Source organism: Limnobacter sp. G6BE5S, assembly GCF_058448965.1.
The window spans coordinates 186,542-204,181 of the sequence record NZ_JBZFLM010000005.1; the positions used below are offsets into that span (position 1 = coordinate 186,542).

18 protein-coding genes are annotated in these 17,640 nt (G+C 52.8%); 6 read left to right on the forward strand and 12 right to left on the reverse strand.

Annotated features, from left to right (window positions below):
• Positions 1–2 precede the first annotated feature (2 nt).
• From ACVL1J_RS10600 to ACVL1J_RS10610, 3 genes are read right to left on the reverse strand one after another with little or no spacing between them, the layout of a single operon-like run.
• Entirely contained in the window at positions 3–542 is a 540-nt protein-coding gene (locus tag ACVL1J_RS10600; RefSeq protein WP_341236325.1) for a DUF934 domain-containing protein, read from the reverse strand.
• 1 nt (position 543) lies between these two features.
• A complete protein-coding gene (locus tag ACVL1J_RS10605; protein ID WP_159572835.1) occupies positions 544–2,223 on the reverse strand; it encodes a nitrite/sulfite reductase in 1,680 nt (559 codons plus the stop codon).
• A complete protein-coding gene (locus ACVL1J_RS10610) occupies positions 2,224–3,009 on the reverse strand; it encodes a sulfite exporter TauE/SafE family protein (protein ID WP_201301519.1) in 786 nt (261 codons plus the stop codon). It lies immediately after the preceding gene.
• Between the two features lie 124 nt (positions 3,010–3,133).
• On the opposite strand from ACVL1J_RS10610, the gene ACVL1J_RS10615 reads away from it, so the two are divergent.
• Positions 3,134–4,087, forward strand: a complete 954-nt coding sequence (locus ACVL1J_RS10615) for a CysB family HTH-type transcriptional regulator (RefSeq protein WP_159572839.1) — start codon at positions 3,134–3,136, stop codon at positions 4,085–4,087.
• Between the two features lie 367 nt (positions 4,088–4,454).
• On the opposite strand, the gene ACVL1J_RS10620 is transcribed toward ACVL1J_RS10615, so the two are convergent.
• The 4 genes from ACVL1J_RS10620 to ACVL1J_RS10635 form a co-directional block, all read right to left on the reverse strand.
• Positions 4,455–5,354, reverse strand: a complete 900-nt coding sequence (locus ACVL1J_RS10620) for an NAD(P)-dependent oxidoreductase (RefSeq protein WP_341236324.1) — start codon at positions 5,352–5,354, stop codon at positions 4,455–4,457.
• Between the two features lie 19 nt (positions 5,355–5,373).
• On the reverse strand, positions 5,374–5,670 hold the full coding sequence (locus ACVL1J_RS10625) for a hypothetical protein (protein WP_341236323.1): 297 nt from the start codon (positions 5,668–5,670) through the stop codon (positions 5,374–5,376).
• 95 nt (positions 5,671–5,765) lie between these two features.
• Positions 5,766–6,635 carry an alpha/beta hydrolase gene (locus tag ACVL1J_RS10630; protein ID WP_138518778.1) on the reverse strand — a complete coding sequence of 290 codons (870 nt, stop codon included), beginning with the start codon at positions 6,633–6,635 and terminating at the stop codon, positions 5,766–5,768.
• A 149-nt stretch (positions 6,636–6,784) separates the two neighbouring features.
• Positions 6,785–7,957 (reverse strand): multidrug effflux MFS transporter, encoded by a 1,173-nt coding sequence (locus tag ACVL1J_RS10635; protein ID WP_159572845.1) that lies wholly within the window; start codon positions 7,955–7,957, stop codon positions 6,785–6,787.
• A 162-nt stretch (positions 7,958–8,119) separates the two neighbouring features.
• Between ACVL1J_RS10635 and ACVL1J_RS10640 the strand changes: the two genes are divergently transcribed.
• Genes ACVL1J_RS10640 through ACVL1J_RS10650 form a run of 3 tightly spaced genes read left to right on the forward strand, consistent with a single transcriptional unit; the run spans position 8,120 to position 10,888 of the window.
• Positions 8,120–9,508: a cytochrome ubiquinol oxidase subunit I gene (locus ACVL1J_RS10640; protein WP_341236322.1), complete on the forward strand. Its 1,389-nt coding sequence runs from the start codon at positions 8,120–8,122 to the stop codon at positions 9,506–9,508.
• Positions 9,509–9,525: 17 nt separating this feature from the next.
• Positions 9,526–10,524, forward strand: a complete 999-nt coding sequence (locus tag ACVL1J_RS10645) for a cytochrome d ubiquinol oxidase subunit II (protein ID WP_341236321.1) — start codon at positions 9,526–9,528, stop codon at positions 10,522–10,524.
• A 25-nt stretch (positions 10,525–10,549) separates the two neighbouring features.
• Positions 10,550–10,888, forward strand: a complete 339-nt coding sequence (locus ACVL1J_RS10650; RefSeq protein WP_341236320.1) for a protein tyrosine phosphatase family protein — start codon at positions 10,550–10,552, stop codon at positions 10,886–10,888.
• A gap of 1 nt (position 10,889) precedes the next feature.
• Here the strand turns inward: ACVL1J_RS10650 and ACVL1J_RS10655 are convergent, their stop codons facing one another.
• A complete protein-coding gene (locus ACVL1J_RS10655) occupies positions 10,890–11,408 on the reverse strand; it encodes an SRPBCC family protein (protein ID WP_159572851.1) in 519 nt (172 codons plus the stop codon).
• Positions 11,409–11,420: 12 nt separating this feature from the next.
• Here ACVL1J_RS10655 and ACVL1J_RS10660 point away from each other — a divergent pair, with 12 nt between their 5' ends.
• Positions 11,421–11,786, forward strand: coding sequence for a RidA family protein (locus tag ACVL1J_RS10660; RefSeq protein WP_341236319.1), 366 nt, complete (start codon positions 11,421–11,423; stop codon positions 11,784–11,786).
• On the opposite strand, the gene ACVL1J_RS10665 is transcribed toward ACVL1J_RS10660, so the two are convergent.
• A complete protein-coding gene (locus ACVL1J_RS10665) occupies positions 11,775–14,042 on the reverse strand; it encodes a hybrid sensor histidine kinase/response regulator (protein WP_341236318.1) in 2,268 nt (755 codons plus the stop codon). The genes ACVL1J_RS10660 and ACVL1J_RS10665 overlap by 12 nt on opposite strands.
• Positions 14,039–14,896, reverse strand: coding sequence for a phosphate/phosphite/phosphonate ABC transporter substrate-binding protein (locus ACVL1J_RS10670; protein ID WP_341236317.1), 858 nt, complete (start codon positions 14,894–14,896; stop codon positions 14,039–14,041). The genes ACVL1J_RS10665 and ACVL1J_RS10670 overlap by 4 nt, the downstream gene beginning before the upstream one ends.
• 104 nt (positions 14,897–15,000) lie before the next feature.
• Here ACVL1J_RS10670 and murI point away from each other — a divergent pair, with 104 nt between their 5' ends.
• On the forward strand, positions 15,001–15,837 hold the full coding sequence (gene murI / locus ACVL1J_RS10675; RefSeq protein WP_341236316.1) for a glutamate racemase: 837 nt from the start codon (positions 15,001–15,003) through the stop codon (positions 15,835–15,837).
• Here the strand turns inward: murI and rsmA are convergent.
• Both rsmA and pdxA read right to left on the reverse strand, forming a co-directional pair.
• Positions 15,834–16,613, reverse strand: coding sequence for a 16S rRNA (adenine(1518)-N(6)/adenine(1519)-N(6))-dimethyltransferase RsmA (rsmA, locus tag ACVL1J_RS10680; protein WP_341236315.1), 780 nt, complete (start codon positions 16,611–16,613; stop codon positions 15,834–15,836). The two genes, murI and rsmA, sit on opposite strands and share 4 nt — an antisense overlap.
• On the reverse strand, positions 16,610–17,632 hold the full coding sequence (gene pdxA / locus ACVL1J_RS10685) for a 4-hydroxythreonine-4-phosphate dehydrogenase PdxA (RefSeq protein ID WP_159572863.1): 1,023 nt from the start codon (positions 17,630–17,632) through the stop codon (positions 16,610–16,612). Before pdxA ends, rsmA begins: the two co-directional genes overlap by 4 nt.
• Positions 17,633–17,640: the final 8 nt, after the last annotated feature.

Sequence of the window (17,640 nt, forward strand, 5' to 3'; positions counted from 1 at the left end):
GCTTATGCTCCTGCGGCGGCAGCCCTGCGGTTGAACACGGGCAACGAGCCATCGGCACTGGTTTGGTAAGGAATGGTGAAATCAGCAAATGCATTCAATGCGTCTTCAAGCGACTTGCCTTCCTTGATGTCGAATTGCGTGAAACCGCAACGTGCCAGGTAGAAGAATTGATCGCGCCACACGTCACCGAATGCACGAATTTCGCCTGTGAAGCCGTAGCGCGTGCGCAGCAACACCGCGCCTGAATAGCCTTGGCCGTACTTGAACACCGGGAAATTGAACGCAATCAACTTGAGTACGTTCACATCGCCTTGCAACTGCTCGGGGTTGTCGTCCGGGTTCAGGTACACACCCAAATCACCGGCTTGTGCGCGTGCAGAAAGTTCGGCTTTGTTGGCTTCCCAAACAGACAGGTGTACCAGCACTTTGCCGTCAGAAGGAACAGCCACGGGTGCTTCATCAGTACCTTGTTCAATCACCACAAATTCATCGGCAACAATTTCAGCTTCGCCGTTCAGTGGTTTAACAATAATGTTTGCCATTTTATGCAGCCTCCTTGTTGGCATACACGTGCTCTTTGAATGGGTCTGCGCCAATGCGGTCGAGCGTGTCGATGAACAGTTCGTCTTCATGACGCTCACGCACATACACTTCCAGCAACTTCACCACCACGCCAGGTACGTCTTTCTCATAGAAGGACTTTCCAATCACCTTGCCGATGGATGCATTGTTGCCCTGGCGGCCACCCAAGGTAACCTGGTACCACTCTTCGCCGTTTTTATCGACACCCAAAATGCCAATGTTGCCAATGTGGTGGTGACCACATGAATTGATACAACCCGAAATGTTCAGGCTAAGGTCGCCCAGGTCAAACTGGTAATCCAGATTGTCCACAGCTTCCTGAATGCCCAAAGCAATTGGAATGGATTTGGCATTGGCCAGTGAACAGAAATCGCCGCCGGGGCAGGCGATGATGTCGCTCACCAAACCAATGTTGGGCATGGCCAGGTTGCGTTCCTTCAAGGTGCTCCACAGTTCGAACAGGTCTTGCTCGGCCACGTCGGACAATACAAAGTTTTGCTCGTGAGTCACACGCAGTTCACCGAAAGAATATTGCTCAGCCAAATCGGCGATCAGGTGCATTTCATCGGTGTTGGCATCGCCTGGGGCAATACCGGGGCGCTTCAGCGAAATGCTGATGGCCACGTAACCAGGCTGGCGATGTTCGCGTGCATTGCGGATTAGCCAGCGATCAAAGCCCACATGCTTGGCGCGCAAGCCACGATTTTGCTCGGCAATGGTTGCCACTTGTTCGGCACTGAACTGCTCGTAAGCAGGTGCAGTGAAGAAAGAGGAAACACGGTCGAATTCTTTCTGGGGAATAACGGACACACCGCCTTTGATGTGTTGCCACTCTTCTTCAACCTGCTTGGCAAATTCTTCCGGACCAATGGCACGCACCAGAATTTTGATGCGGGCTTTGTACAGGTTGTCGCGGCGACCATAGCGGTTGTACACGCGCATTACTGCTTCAATGTAGGTCAGCAGTTCTTGCCAGGGCAGATCATTTTTAATCACGGAACCAATGACGGGTGTGCGGCCCAAACCGCCACCAGCCAGCACCTGTGCAAGCACTTCACCGGCAGCATTGCGGGTCAGGTTGACACCGATGTCATGCACTTGTACGGCTGCGCGATCCACGGCCGCGCCATTCACCGCAATTTTGAACTTGCGCGGCAGGTGCGCAAATTCCGGGTGGAAGGTGCTCCACTGGCGAATCAGTTCGCAGAATGGGCGTGGGTCCACAAATTCGTCTTTCGCAATGCCAGCGAACGGGTCGCTGGTGGTGTTGCGAATACAGTTGCCGCTGGTCTGAATAGCGTGCATTTCAACTTCGGCCAATTCAGCCAGAATGTCAGGAATGCTCTCCAGTGCGGGCCAGTTGTACTGAATGTTCTGGCGCGTGGTGAAGTGCGCATAGTTGCGGTCGTACTTGGCCGAAATGTCTGCAAGCCGGTGCAATTGTTTTGCACCCAGCAAGCCGTAGGGAATGGCCACGCGCAGCATGGGCGCATGGCGCTGAATGTACAGGCCATTTTGCAGGCGCAATGGTCGGAACTCTTCGTCCGTCAATTCGCCCTTGAGAAAGCGCTCGGTTTGATTGCGAAACTGAGCCACGCGTTCGCGTACAAGGGCGTGGTCATAGTCGTCGTATTTGTACATTTACATCACCAGTTTTGCGGCCACGGCGGTGAGGGTCGTGGCCAATACCCCGCGCAAGAACCTTTCAGGCACTGCGCGACTTAAATAACTACCCACTGTAATGCCAGGGATCGAACCCAGCAGCAGTGCGCCCAACAAACCAAAATCAACTGTGCCCAGGCTAAAGTGACCAAACGCTGCAACAGTGGTGAGCGGCACTGCATAGGCAATGTCGGTGCCTGCGATTTCAGAGGCTTTCAGGTGTGGATACAACATGATTAACACCATGGCGCCGATCGCACCTGCGCCAATAGACGACACAGTGACCAACATACCGATGATTGCAAATGCGACCACGGTAGCGATGGTACGCGTTTTGTCTTCCAATTGCGCTTGCGGGTGGTTTTGTAGCCAATGAACAATCTTGGTTTTGAAAATAAGAACGCCCACAGTCAACATGACGCAAATGGAAATGGACCAGCGGATGAATACATCAATGGGGCTGCCTTTGCCAGCATTCTGAATATCGAGGCCATGGAGTACGGCAATCGTAATCAACGAAGCGGGCACGCTACCCAAACACGCCAAGCCAACAATTTTCCAGTTCACGGTGTTGCGCATGCGGTGAACCAACGTACCTGCGCCCTTGGTAATGGCTGCAAATGCCAGGTCAGTGCCCACTGCGGTCGTGGCGGGCACACCAAACATCACCGTGAGCAGGGGGGTCATGAGCGACCCACCACCCACGCCAGTGAGGCCGACCAAAAGGCCGACCGCAAGGCCAGAAGCGACGTAGACTAAATCGATGTCAAAAGGCACGTGAAAGCTCGATGAAAATGGTTTTTTGGGACTTGCAGTGTAGGCGCTTCGCCTTATAATTCAAACGACAATATTTCCATTTATATATTCCCTTGTGGAATAAAGGATTTTTATGAACTTGCACCAACTCCGGTTTGTTCGGGAAGCGGTTCGCCACGACTTCAGCCTGACTGAGGCGGCCAAGGCTTTGTTTACCTCTCAGCCTGGTGTTTCGAAGGCAATTATCGAGTTCGAGGATGAGTTGGGCTTTCAGATTTTCAAGCGCCATGGCAAGCGCATCAAAGGCTTAACCCCGCCGGGTGAATTGGTTTATCAAGCTTGCGAGCGGGTGTTGGCCGAGTTGGAGAACATCAAACGCGTGGGCGAAGAATTTGCAGCGCGTGAAAGCGGGCAGCTAACCGTGGCGGTCACCCACACACAAGCCAGATATGTGTTGCCGCAGGCGGTGGCGGTTTTTCGCAAAAAATTTCCGAAGGTGAGGCTGATTTTGCTACAGGGAACGCCCGAGCAATTGGCCCAATGGGTGCGCAATGATCAAGCGGATTTGGCAGTGGCCACCGAGGCCTTGGCCGACGAACCCGACTTGGTGACTTTTCCCTGTTATGACTGGGGTCACATTGCGGTTGCGCCCACTGATTCGCCTTTGTTAACGCCGTTTGTTAAAGGCGGGCGACAAATTGCTTTGGCCGATTTCGATCAAATGCCGGTGATTACCTACGAAACGCACTTTGCTGGCCGCAAGAAAATTGATGCGGCCTTTCAAAAGGCGGGCGTTAGCATCGATTTGGTGTTGGAAGCCATTGATGCCGATGTGATTAAAACCTATGTGGGTTTGGGCTTGGGCGTGGGCATTATTGCCGAGGTGGCTTTTGATGCGTTGAAAGACAAAGGTTTGATGGCCGTGCCGGTTGACCACCTGTTCGGCCGCAACACCACGCGCATTGCTTTGCGGCAGGGCGTTTTCATGCGCACGTTGATGTACGAATTCATTGCGGTGTTTGCGCCCATGTTGACCCCGAAGCTGATTGATCGCGTGTTGGGCGGTGGGCAGGCATACGACATTTGATGCGGCGTGGTTCGGCTATGCGGTATGGTTGATTTGCTCGGAGCGCAGTGCCTGTTGCGACGGAAAATCTGTTGACCCCAAGCTGAACCTCGCCTTGCTTGAAACCGCACATCGCACGCAACTCGCCGCTGCATTTTACAAGCTGAACATGCAGCGCTGTTCGGGGCGAATTCAGGCCAGCCCGCCCAACGGCCTCGCAGCGCGGGGCGATTCCGCAAGGAATCGATGCAAAGGCGCTATTGCGCTTTGCATGACCCAAGCCAGAGGGTTAGTTGGGAGAACTCGGGCTGCGCCAAGCCCGAACAGTGCGGCTGTGCAGCTTGCGTCAGTGCCAAGACCCGAACAGTGCGCCTGTGCAGCTTGGCCATCAGCCCCGCATGTGTTTGCGTACTACCTCGAAAACCCTCGATGTGTCCTGGCTCTTCGGTCCCTCGGCCACCAGTTCATCCAGCAGCTCCGCGGTTTTAAACAACAGCGGCAAATGCAAACCTTGCCGCTTCGCAGCATCCGCCACCATGCGCACGTCTTTCGCATGCAGGTGCGCTTCAATTGAAACCGGGTCAGTGAAGCCATTTACCATGTGCGGCCCAGCCCAGTCCAATACCCGGCTTGCGGGCAAGCCCGCTTGCAGCAATTCAAGCACCACGCTTAATTCAGCGCCTTGTTCCAGTGCGTAATTCATGGCTTCAGCAATGCCCACCAACTGAATACACAGCACCATTTGATTGGCGGCTTTAATCGCTTGCCCAGCGCCCGAGGGCCCCACATGGCGAATGGTTTTGCCCAAGTGCTTCAGCATGGGCTCGATCTGTTGGAACACAGCCCAATCACCACCTGCCATCATGCTCAGTGTTGCAGCGCGTGCGCCAGCGGCTCCGCCAGACACTGGGCAGTCGATGTAGTCGATTTGCTTTGCCTTGAGCATGCGCGCAATTTCCGCAACAGCGGCAGCGTCAATCGTGCTGAAATCCACAACAATGGTGCCCGGTTGAGCGCATTGGGCAATGCCGCCCTCGCGAAACAGCAGCGATTGAACGTCGGCGGTGTTGGTCACGTTCAATGCGATCAAGCGGGTGTTCGCGCACAATGCGTCAATGCTGGGTTGCGGTTTGACAGGAAGGTCGGCAAGCGCCTGAAAAGTGGATGCATTTCGCGCCCACGCAAGCACGTTGTAACCTGCGTTGCAAAGGTGGCCCGCCATGGCGGAACCCATGTTGCCAAGGCCAATAAAGCCGATGGTGTTTTGTGTCGGTGATGATGAATTCATCACCGGATTATAGTCAGCTTCAGTGGGTCTGAATGCTCGGGTTTTCAGCAATGTGCAGGTCACTTAAGCGACAGTATTGAAGCTCGCCCGTTTGCAGTTGAACCAGCACAGGGTGGCTTGTCGAGATCCAGCGGCCGAACTCGGCAATGTTGTAGGCAATGACTGTGGCCGGTGCCATGTTCAACAACACTTCAGCCCCTACCTTGAACAACTTTGCTGTTTGGCGAAGCGTGCGCTTGCGCATCAGGGTTTGACCATCGGGGTAACGCGGGCCGAGTGAATTGGCGGCGTTGGAGTAGGCGATCGTGAGGGGCATGTTTGCCTCCAGGCTGGTGTGTACAGTCTATTTATACGGCACCAGCCTGAAAAGCAGTTTACCGAACATGGGGGGATAACCCGTTCAGTTTTTATTTAGTGTGATGGCAGCAACAACTGGTTTTGAATCAGCATGAACAGCTCGCTGTTGGGGTCGGCAATGCTGTCGCAAATACTGAAATGGTCTGCATTCACCTGCAAGGGTGGATTCAGGCCCCAGTGTGATGCCAAATAAGCACTTTGCTCTTTGAACGCATCGGATTCCTTGGTGCCAAATGCCAGGTGCACCGGAATGGTGGGCTTTGGCATCAGTGCCGGGCTTACCATGCGGGTACGTTTCTGGTTCAGTTTCAGGTCTTTCTGAATGAAAGGCGTGTGCACCAGTGGGCTGAGGTCGTAAATGCCTGAAATGGCAATGACAGACTTCACTACATCTTGTGGCAGGTCAGAGGCCCACAGTGGCCAAAAGGCCAACGCACTCATCACGCCCAAATGACCGCCCGCGGAATGACCGCACACCACAATTTGATTGGCATCGAAACCGAAACGGTCTGCCTGGCGGTAAAGCCATTCAATACCACGCAGCGTTTGGCGCACGCTGTCTTCAATGGTGACGCGTGGAATAAGACCGTAATTGAGCAAGGCTACCGAGTAGCCACGTGCCACATAGGGTTTGGCCAGAAAAGTGAAGTCGTATTTGTCCAGCGAACGCCAGTAGCCGCCGTGAATAAAAATCAACAGAGGCTTGCCGGGTTTGCCCGGAATGACGTCCACGGTTTCTGCTTCCGATTCGCCGAAATACTGATTCCAGAACCCGTCCAGATCAAAACGCGCGTAGCGGGACTGTTCAGCCCAGCGAGCAAAGGTTTTGGGGTGATCGGGCAGGTAAGAGCGGACGTTGTATTGGCTCTCGAGCCAAGCCACGTCGGGCTGGTTCTCGCCACTTTGGGCTTTTGTGTCGGCCATATGGCAGTGCAAAAATGATTATTTGGGTTGTTGGACTGAATAAATTCGTGACACAACATACCGTAAAGGGACCCAAAAGTCCAATTTTCATGCCGATTTCGCAGTTGTTTAAACACAAAGGCAATAATTTTGTGCTTACAATGAAAAGTTCAGCGTTTCAATTGTTGGCTTGCCCAGTATGCAAGCGCAGCAAAGGCCAGCACTGTGACAGCCATGGGCAGTGCGGTGCCATCATAGACCACAGAAACCGCCCAACTGGCCAATCCCCCCAAACCAAATTGCGCACAACCATACAGGGCCGAGGCCGCTCCTGCATTTTTCGGGTGCCTGCCAAGCAACTGTGCGGTGGTGTTTGGGGCAACAAACCCCAGCGAACCCACACACAACAGAAAGCCTGCCACCATCAGACCCAGGTTCCAACTGGCCTGGCCTGCATTCCAGGCACTGGCTAGCACCAGGGTTGCGCCCAATAAACCCAGTAGCGAGCCGGTTTTAATCAGGGGTGTGGTGCCGGTTCGTTTCACCATTCGGGTTGAGGCGTAGCCAAAAGCAACCAATGTCAGAATGTTGGAGCCAAACAGGAGTGCATAAGTTTTCTCGTTCAAGCCAAAAAATTCGATGTACACAAAGGGCGTGCCTGTGATGTACGCAAACATGGCCGCGAAGTGCGCACCACCGGCCACGATAAGCAATCTTGCATCCGGGTATTTCCAGACTGTCCAGTAACCCCGGAAGGCATGGCTTAGCGAGGTTTGCGTTCGGACTTTGCTTAATGTTTCTGGCAGCAGGGCATAGGCGGCCAGGGTACATGCAGCGCCAAACAGGGCAAGCGCAAGAAATTCATATCGCCATGAGCCCAGCTCCAGAATGTAAGCACCCAACAGTGGCGCAACCATGGGTGCCAGCGAGGTCACCATGGCGATCATGGCCATGACACGCGCGGAATCGGTTTCGCCGAACAAATCACGAATAACTGCACGTGAAATGACCGCTGCGGCGCCGCCACCAAAGGCTTGAACCAGGCGGAACACCAGCAGCTGTTCAATGCTTTGGGCCCACATGCAGGCCACGCTGGCCAACACAAACACCGTGGTGCCCGCAAAAATCATTCGCCTGCGACCAAACCGGTCGGAAAGTGGTCCGTAAAACAGCATGCCCAGGGCAAACCCAGCCAGAAATACGGTGACTGTTTGTTGAACTCGCCCAGCGGGGGCTTGAAGCTCTTCGCCAATTGCAGCAAGGCTGGGCAAATACAGGTCAATCGCCAAAGGGGCGAACGCCGCCAGCGCAGCCAGCAAAAAGAACATGGGGCGGTTGATCACTGTGGGCTTCCAAAATTGGGCGATTCGGCATTGTACGCGTTGTGCGGTACTTCATTGAGCAAACTAATTTGACAGACAGCACGCACCTAATTAAGGTCATGAGAGTGCGATAAGTAGTAGTGCACTTGCCGTTCGAATTCAGTTGCTTTCTTGGGGTGCAGCATGGAATTTACGTCGCTAGATCTTGCCCGAATCCAGTTCGCGGCCAACATTACCTTTCATATTTTGTTTCCCACAATCACCATCGGCCTTGGCTGGGTGATGTTTTATCTGCGTTGGCAGCACGTGCGCACGGGCAAGACCGAGTGGGAACAGGCCCATTACTTCTGGACCAAGATATTTGCACTGACTTTTGCCATGGGTGTGGTGTCGGGCATCACCATGAGTTTTCAGTTTGGCACCAACTGGCCTGGATTCATGGAGAAGACAGGGAATATTTCGGGTCCCTTGCTGGGCTATGAGGTGCTCACCGCCTTTTTTCTGGAAGCCACATTTTTAGGTGTGATGCTGTTTGGCAAGCAAAGGGTGTCGCCCAAAGTTCACCTGCTGGCCACGTTTCTGGTGGCCTTTGGCACCACGCTGTCGGCTTTCTGGATTCTCGTACTGAACAGCTGGATGCAGACCCCGCAGGGGTTCGAGATCATTGATGGTCAAATGCATGCGACCAATTGGCTGGAAATTATCTGGAATCCGTCCTTCCCGTACCGATTCACCCACATGTTGTTGGCCAGTGGGCTGACTGTTTTCTTTGTGATTGCAGGTGGCAGTGCGCTTCAAATTTTGCGCAAACGTGAAAAGCCATTCACCCGGCACATGCTGAAACTGGGTGTTTATGGTGCTGCCGCACTGATTCCGATTCAGATTTTTGTGGGTGATTTGCATGGTTTGAATACCCTGAAGCATCAACCGGCGAAGGTGGCTGCCATGGAAGGTGTTTGGGAAACCGAGAAGGGTGCACCGCTGCTGTTGTTTGCCATTCCCGATAGCGAGAAACGCACCAATCACTTTGAAATTGGTATTCCCAAAATGGCCAGTTTTATTTTGACGCACGACTTCAACGGCGAAATCAAAGGGCTGAATGATTTCCTCAATACCCATCCGCCGGTCGGTCCTGTGTTCTTTTCATTCCGGGTCATGGTGGGCATGGGCATGTTGATGCTGCTGGTTTCCTGGGCCTCGGTGTGGGCTTTCCGGAAAACAGGTCCGGTTCTCGAGAATAAAACGCACCGGCTTATTCTTACTGCCCTGATGTTCATGATGTTCTCGGGTTGGGTGGCCACCGTGGCGGGTTGGTGGGTGACTGAAATTGGTCGCCAACCTTATGTGGTGTATGGGGTGCTGGGCACGGCCGATGTGGTAGCCCAACATCCGCCCCAGTTGCTGGCATTCACAGTGTTGCTGTACATGGCCATGTACATTGGTCTGATCATCTCGTATGTGTGGGTGTTGCGTTACATGTTGCTGGGTGGCATTGGTTCATCAAAAAAAGTGAATTGGGGCGGGGTGCCGCCTGCCACCAAGCCAGCCGATCAACTTCGTCGTGAACAATGAAAAAGAGGAACTGAGCCATGACTTTCAATGAGTTCTTGCCGCTGCTGTTCATGGGCGTGATGGGTTTGTCACTGTTGATTTACGTTGTGCTTGATGGCTACGACCTGGGGGTGGGTCTGCTGCTGCCACATGCCACCGACGCTGAAAAAGACACCATGATCAACTCAATTGGTCCGTTTTGGGATGCCAATGAAACCTGGCTGGTTCTGGGCGTAGGCGTATTGCTGGTGGCGTTTCCAAAGGCGCACGGTGTGGTGTTGACCGCCTTGTATTTGCCAGTGACATTCATGCTGTTGGGCTTGGTGTTGCGCGGTGTGGCCTTTGACTTCCGCGTGAAGGTGGAGGTTGCCTACAAGCCTTTGTGGAATCGTATTTTTTTCATCGGCTCACTGGTCACTTCGGTGTCGCAGGGCTGGATGCTGGGCAGTTATATCACTGGTTTCTCGAACCACTGGTCGCAGTTGGTATTCAATTTGGGCGTGGCGATTACCTTGCCTTTTGCCTACACCCTGTTGGCCAGCGGCTGGCTGATCATGAAAACCGAAGGAGATTTGATTGAAAAATCTCGCCGGTGGGGGCGAATCAGTTTTTGGCCCATGTTGATTTCGATTGCCTTTATCTCGGCAATGACCCCGCTGGTGGTACCCGAGATATTTAACAAGTGGTTCAGCTTCCCCAATATCATGGCCCTGGCGCCCATTCCAATCGCATCGGTGTTGTGCCTGTGGGGCATTCACCATGTGTTGAGCAGCCAGCGCCTGATGGACGCGGGTTATGGCTGGATGGTGTTTGCTCTCACCGCAGCCGTGATGACATTGGCTTTCATGGGCCTGGCTTATAGCCAGTATCCCTATGTGGTGTTGAATCAGTTGACCGTGTGGGAGGCCGCTTCGTCGCCCGAGGCATTGAAGATTATTCTGGTGGGTGTGGTGATCACTTTGCCAACCATCCTCGGGTACACTGCGTTTTCTTACAAAGTGTTCTGGGGCAAGGCCAAAGAACTGTCGTATCAGTAACAACACACCGAAGGAATTTGTTGAAATGAGCATCAGGCAACTGAGCAATGAAGTCGCAGTGTGCGGCCAAATTAGTCCCGACGACTTGGAGGCGATTGCACAACTGGGCTTTAAAACCATTGTGAACAATCGGCCCGATCACGAAGTGGGTGCGCAACTTGCCCACGCTGTGATTGAAGCCAAGGCAAAAAGTCTGGGTTTGGCAATTCATTACTTGCCGATGGAAGTAGGTCAGCCGCCGTCGGAAATATTGCTTGAAGATTTCAAGCGTATTCTGGATGCAGCAGAAAAGCCGGTGCTGGCGTATTGCCGCAGTGGTAACCGGTCTGGTCAAATTTATATGGGTGCCTGTGCACTGAAGTAATTCAGTGATCCTTGCGGTTGTCGGGGGTGTGCGCGGGCATGGCCATGGCCAGCTCGCGGATCATGCGCACGGTGTCGATGTCGGCCGCGCGGTAAGCCTGTTTACGAATTTCATCCACATCGTGTGCTGACACCTCGGGACCACCCGGCGTGGCCGCTGCATCGCTGACCTGGTATTGAAACCGCAACCACAACTCGCCCAGTTCAGGTTCTTCAATTGAAATTGTAAGCGTGCTGTCACCACAGAATTGATTCGCTACAATGCGGGTTTCGGTGCGGTCTTCTTCGATCAGATCAATGGTGTCTTCGATTTGGAAAGGGCCATAATTCAGTACGCGCGCCAGCGTGGTGACATTGCCTTCCTGTTTGGTTTGAATCACTTGCGCATCTTCAAGACCCAAGACAAAGCGGGTTGGTTTCCAGGCCCGTGCAACCAAACCGAACCAGAGTTGTTGCCGCGTTAACCAGTCAATACCGGGCAAGCTCGGGTCGTTGATCTGCACCAAATGTTCAAATTTCATGAAGGGGGTCCTGTGATACACCGACAAGGTACTACAAAACGTTACTCCGATTCCACAAGCTTTAACGGGGTGGTTTATTTGGTTGAGGTGCCTTCTACCGAGGAGGGCGACATTCAGGCCCAAACCCGGGATCTGCTTAACAGCCTTGAGCGGACGATGGCTGCCGCGCGAACCGACAAAAGTCACCTGTTGCTGGTGCAAGTGTTCCTGACCAATATGGACCGCGATTATGATGGGTTCAATGCAGTGTGGGACGCTTGGTTGCCCGAAGGGACTGCGCCTTCACGCGCTTGTGTTGAAGTGAAAGGCCTTGCCAAACCCGGCTGGAAGGTAGAGCTGGTGGTTACGGCCGCAGTCAGGAACGATTTACTGGCTTAACAGGCGAAGGCGTTGCTGAAGCACACGAAGGTTTTTCTTCAGGTGCTCCAGGGCGTCCGCAGTAGGTCGCTGGTGTAGCATCAGCTGGTTTTCCATTTGCTGAATAAAGTCGGCGAAACTCAGTTCTCCAACAAGCTTGCAATGGCCTTTCAGGGTATGCAGCGCGCGCTTGGCCTCGGACAAATTGCCGGCCAGAATCTCATTTTCAGTGTCGTCGGCAAGTTGGGGAATTTCAGCCGCGATCATATTGATGGTGGTTTTCAGCAGTTCTTTGTCATGGTCAAAGTTTTGCATGGGAATTGGCGACACACGAAATTTCAGGCGTACAAGCACGGCCTCAATGTCGCTGCGTTTGAATGGCTTTGAAATGTACTCGCGCATGCCGGCGGACATGCATGCTTCACGGGTGTCTGCAATTGCATCCGCTGTCAGGCCAACAATCGGTAAGTTTTTATGTTGGGGTTTGGCCAAAATGGCTTGGCATGCTTGCAGCCCGCCCATATTGGGCATGTGCATGTCCATGAATATCAGGTCGAATGGTTCTTCGTCCACGGCTTGCACCGCGGCAAGGCCATCATCAGCAAACCGGTATGAAATTCCGAGTTGGGTCAGCACATGCGAAATGAATGTCTGGTTGACCATATTGTCTTCAGCCACCAGAACACGAAGACCGGTAGATACATGACCAAATTCATTTGTCGTGTCGTGTGGGATGTCGTTGTGCATGTTGACAGCCAGAGTTTCAGTTCCAGTGATTGTATTTTTTTCAACAATAGGTAACTCGAGTGTAAAGCTGAATTCACTTCCAATGCCTTCTTTGGACCAAAGATGAATACGACTATCCATCAATTCCAGCAAACGCTGGGTAATGGTCAATCCAAGACCAGTACCACCATACTTGCGTGCGGTGCCGGGCTCCGCTTGTGAAAACGCCTTGAAGATCTCGCTACGGGCCGATTCCGAGATTCCCAAGCCGGTGTCGCGTATCGCGAAATCGATTTTACATGTGGCGGGTTTTGTTTTGCTTGGCGTAGTCTTTGCGCTGAGGGTGATGCTGACCCGGCCTGCCATCGTAAACTTCAGTGCATTGCTTAACAAATTGTTCAGCACTTGCATAATGCGCGGGCAGTCACCATTGAGCAGGTCAGGAATGGTCGGGTCAATATCCAACACGATTTCAACGCCCGGTTTTGCATAGGCGCTAGAGACCATTTTGACGATGGCTTGCACATGGGCGCGTAACTCGAAAGGTTGCGGATCCATGTCCAGCCGGTTCGCATCAATTTTCGAGAAATCGAGAATGTCGTTGACAACGCGCAGCAAATGCTCAGCGCTAAGTTGAATCAACTCCAGATTCCGGCGTGGTTTTTCAGCCAGTGCGCTATTGCCCAGCGTGATTTCGGTCAATCCCAGAATCCCGTTCAGCGGTGTTCTGATTTCGTGGCTCATGTTGGCCACAAACTGGGATTTCAAATCATTCGATTTGTCCGCCTTCAGTTTTGCTGCCTCCAGAGCCTGGTTCTTTTTGTCGAGCGTGACAGAGGCCCAGTTCAGGGTCGCATGCAGCATGGCCAGTTCGCGAGAGGTTGGGGATGTGGCATGTTCGATGCCCTGTCCTTTAACCATGCGCTGTGCAAAATCGGTGAGCGAATGCAGTTCAACAATGGTTTTGCGTATGAACAACCACAAAGCCAATGTTGCAGGAAATATAAGTATGACCGCCAGCAATACATTGCGCTCGATCAGTTCGGATTCTCGTATTTGCAGGGGAGACAAATCAAATTCGAGCACCACATACCCAATCACCCGTCCAGATTCTATGGGTTCAATAACGGTTAAATACCGGTCACTTTTAAATAATTGGGTTTGCAGGCCCTTGTTGGGTATGTGAAGTTTCTCGTTTGTGTACAAGGCGGTCAGCTTGTGCGTGCTGTTGTCTCGCAAAACCTGCGCCAATACTTGCCCGTTCGCTGCAACCACCGTGGCGGAATACAGGTCCTGGAATCCGTCCGCCTTCAATAAAAGTGTTTCAATGATTGCAAAGTCTTTTTCAAGCAAATGACTGTTGCTGGACACTGCGATGTTAAATGCCAGGGCAGTGGCTTGCTGCTTGAACACGTCTTGCAGTTCGTCATGCTGGGTCCGTGTATTGAACCAGGTAAAAGCCAGCGCCAGAATCAACACCAAACCAATGCCAAGCACCAAAAGTTTGGTACCCAGGCTTGGATGGGTTATGGATTGAAAAGACTGTTTCAATTGGAAAGAAATGCCTCTAGGCCCAATTTTTCAAGTGGTTTGTAATCTTTCGCATAATCGGCGCGCACGGGATTGGGCATTTGAATGTTGGCACCCACCTGTTTGTTGGCTTTGATGTAGGCCAGAACACCGGCAGCAATGGCCTCTTGAGTTGCAGCTGGCACGCGTGGGTGTGCGGCAATCGGATGAGGTGGTACCGGTGGGGTTTCGTAGATCACTTTGACTCTACTTTGTAGTTCGGCGGATTTCGATGCCAGCGTTGCATTCACCATGCCACCGGCCAGGCCTTCTCCGCGAACCACACCACGGATCACGTTGGGGTGGGTTTTCACGTATTTGGTCACAAAGTCCAACCCCTTTTCGCGTTTCAACAATGCGCGCATGTACAGCGACGCACCAAATGCGTTGGGCGAGGGAAACAGCAGTGTTTTGCCGTTCAGGTCATTTAATGATTGAACTTCATCGGTTGATGAACCCGTCTCAGCGACAAGAATGCCAGTCAAGGGCTTACTGTCACGAATCAGTGGTGTGTAGCTTTGTGCTTTTTTAGCCATCACCATGTGATAAGGGTTGCAGTAGATGAGGTCGGCCCGCCCAGCTTGGAACTGCGCTTCGAACTCGTTAATGTCTTTGCTGAAAACAAGCTCGATGGGTGGAAGTCCCTCTTTTTTCAGACCTTCCAGTAATTGGCTCCAGGTGGAATGAATTTCTGTGACCGGGAATTGCGGAACAACCAAAAGTTGCAGTGTTGAATTCTTGTCTGCCGCGTGAGCCGGCAGCCCAAAAGCCAGCGTAAACAATGTGACAATACAGGGCAATATTGCGCGGGCAGGTTTGGCAGTCAAAGCAAGCATGATGTGTAAATGTTAAATTATTCGCAAGTTACATTTTAATATTTGTTGGTTGAATCAAATCATGAAAACAAGCATTGATTTACCCTGTATTTCAAAGGTGCTGAATGGCGAATGGCGTGTTGCTTGAGCCCCTATCCCCTGTGGGTGTGTTTGATTCAGGGGTAGGCGGTTTGTCTGTATTACAGGCCATGTTGAGCCATTTGCCAGGCGAATGTTTTGAGTTTGTTGCCGATGAGCGTTACTTGCCCTACGGTGACAAGCCGCAACATGAAATTACCGATCGGGTGCTCACCCTGTCTAACTGGATTCGCAATCAGGGGTGCAAAGCCATGGTGATGGCGTGCAATACCGCGACGGCGGCGGGTGCCAACCAAGCCAGAGCTGCCCACGCCAACTGGCCAATTGTTGGAATTGAACCGGCTGTAAAACCCGCCAGTATGATGACCAAAACCGGGGTGGTTGGAATATTGGCCACCACCAACACGGTGGCCAGTGAGCGGTTTAAAACGCTGGTTGAACGGTTCGACCCTTTGGCCAAAGTGATTGCGCACCCATGTCCGGGTTTGGTTGAGCTGATCGAGCAGTCGCCCATGCCCGAGAATTCCATTGAGGCCTTGTTAAAGCCTGTGCTTGCTGAGTTAACTCGAAAGCAGGCTGACGTGATCGTGCTGGGCTGTACTCATTATCCCTTCGTGGCGCACTTGATTTCCAAATTGGCTGGGCCGGGCGTGGCTGTGATAGAGACAGGCTTACCCGTGGCCAAGCAACTCAAGGCGAGGCTGGAGTCCGAAAACCTGCTGAATATGCGTCAGGAAAGTATCCCTGCAATTGAGCGTGTAAAATTTTACACAACGGGTCAGCCTGACGCATTCAAGAAAAAGCTGGTGAACTTGTTGGGTAGTGAATGGCGCGAGGCCAAGGTACATCAACTACTGGTTTAATTGTTGGCCTGACTGGCCAGCATTTGCGCCACCTGCACAAATTGCGCGGGTGCAATTTCTTCGGCGCGTGCCGTTAGTGCAATACCCGCCGTTGCAGCCATGTGATCTGGCACCACATTGGCCCAGGTATTGCGCAACATTTTTCGACGCTGCGAAAACGCTGTGCTGACCACACGGCTAAAAATTTCACCGGGAATTTGTGCACGCACATGGATTGGTTTTGGCACCATCCGAACAATTGCTGACATGACACGCGGCGGTGGGTCGAAGCACTCGGGCGGAACGTCAAACAAGTGGTCCATGTCGTAGTAGGCCTGCAACATCACTGACAGCCTGCCATAGTCGCTGGTTTTCGGTGTGGCCACCATGCGGTCAATGACTTCTTTTTGCAGCATGAAATGCTGATCGATGACTCGATCTGCGACCTCGAGCAAGGCAAACAAGATAGGCGAGGAAATGTTGTATGGCAGATTGCCCACCACGCGAAATGGGGCAGGGAGTTGTCCGAAATCAAACTTCAACACATCCACTTCATGAACCGTGAGTTTGTCTTTCCAGGCCCCTGTGCGAAGCTTCTCAGCCAAATCCCGGTCTATTTCGATCACTTGCAGGTGATTGACCGCCTTAAGTAGCCAAAATGTCAGCGCACCCAAACCAGGGCCAATTTCAACCAGGGTATCGTCTGGGCGTGGTCGCATTTCGCCAATCAGGTTCGACAACACGCTTTGATCGGTTAAAAAGTGTTGGCCAAATCGTTTTTTTGCTTGGTGTTTCATTGCGCTTTCCCGCGGCAAAGGTCCATGTGGTGCGCGCATTCTATCGCTTCATTCAGGCTGCCGGCGTCCATGTTGCGGGTACCGGCCAAGTCAAGTGCAGTGCCATGGTCAACCGAGGTGCGAATAATGGGTAAACCCAACGAAACATTCACCCCCTGACCAAAACTGGCATGTTTAAGCACGGGCAAACCTTGGTCGTGGAACATGGCCAGCACAGCGTCGCTGTTTTGAAGGTATTTGGGTTGAAACAAGGTGTCAGCAGGGAACGGTCCTTGAACATCGTGGCCCATTGCCTGCATCGCCTGAATGACTGGTGAAATGGTCTCGATTTCCTCTTGGCCCAAGTCGCCCGATTCGCCGGCATGTGGATTCAGGCCGGTCACCAGAATTCGCGGTTTTGCCAAATTCCAGTACAGGCCCAAATCTTTCAGCATGATTTCAAGCGTGTTGGTCAATGATTCACGGGTAATCGCCGCAGGTACTTTGGCCAGCGGAATGTGGGTGGTGGCCAAAGCAACTTTCATTTGCCCACCCATCAACATCATCACCACCTCTGCCTGGCCACAGCGCTCGGCAAGGTATTCTGTGTGACCCATAAAACCGGGCCAGAAGGGACTAATTGCTGATTTTTGAATGGGGGCGGTGACCATGGCCGCAGCGGTGCCGTTCTGGCAAGCGTCACAGGCCATATTGAGAAGACCCAGCACATAGGGTGCATTGGCCGGGTTGGGCTTACCGGTGGTGCAGGGCGCTGAAAGGGGGTAGTCCAGCAGATAGTAGCCGTGCGGTTCAGTATCGCTGGCGGCAATGTCCCTCAGTGTATTTATTCGTTGCCATTTGGGTTCAATGCCGGCGTTGCTGGCTCTTGTTGTAAGCAGGTCAGCATCGCCAAGAATTACCAGTGGCCGGTTTAGCCGCTTGGCCTGACTTGTTTCTGCCAGCAAGGCACACAGTTCAGGCCCGATCCCGGCGGGCTCGCCGCTGGTAACAAGGATCGGGAGATTAAAGGCCTCGTTCATGCCTTTTG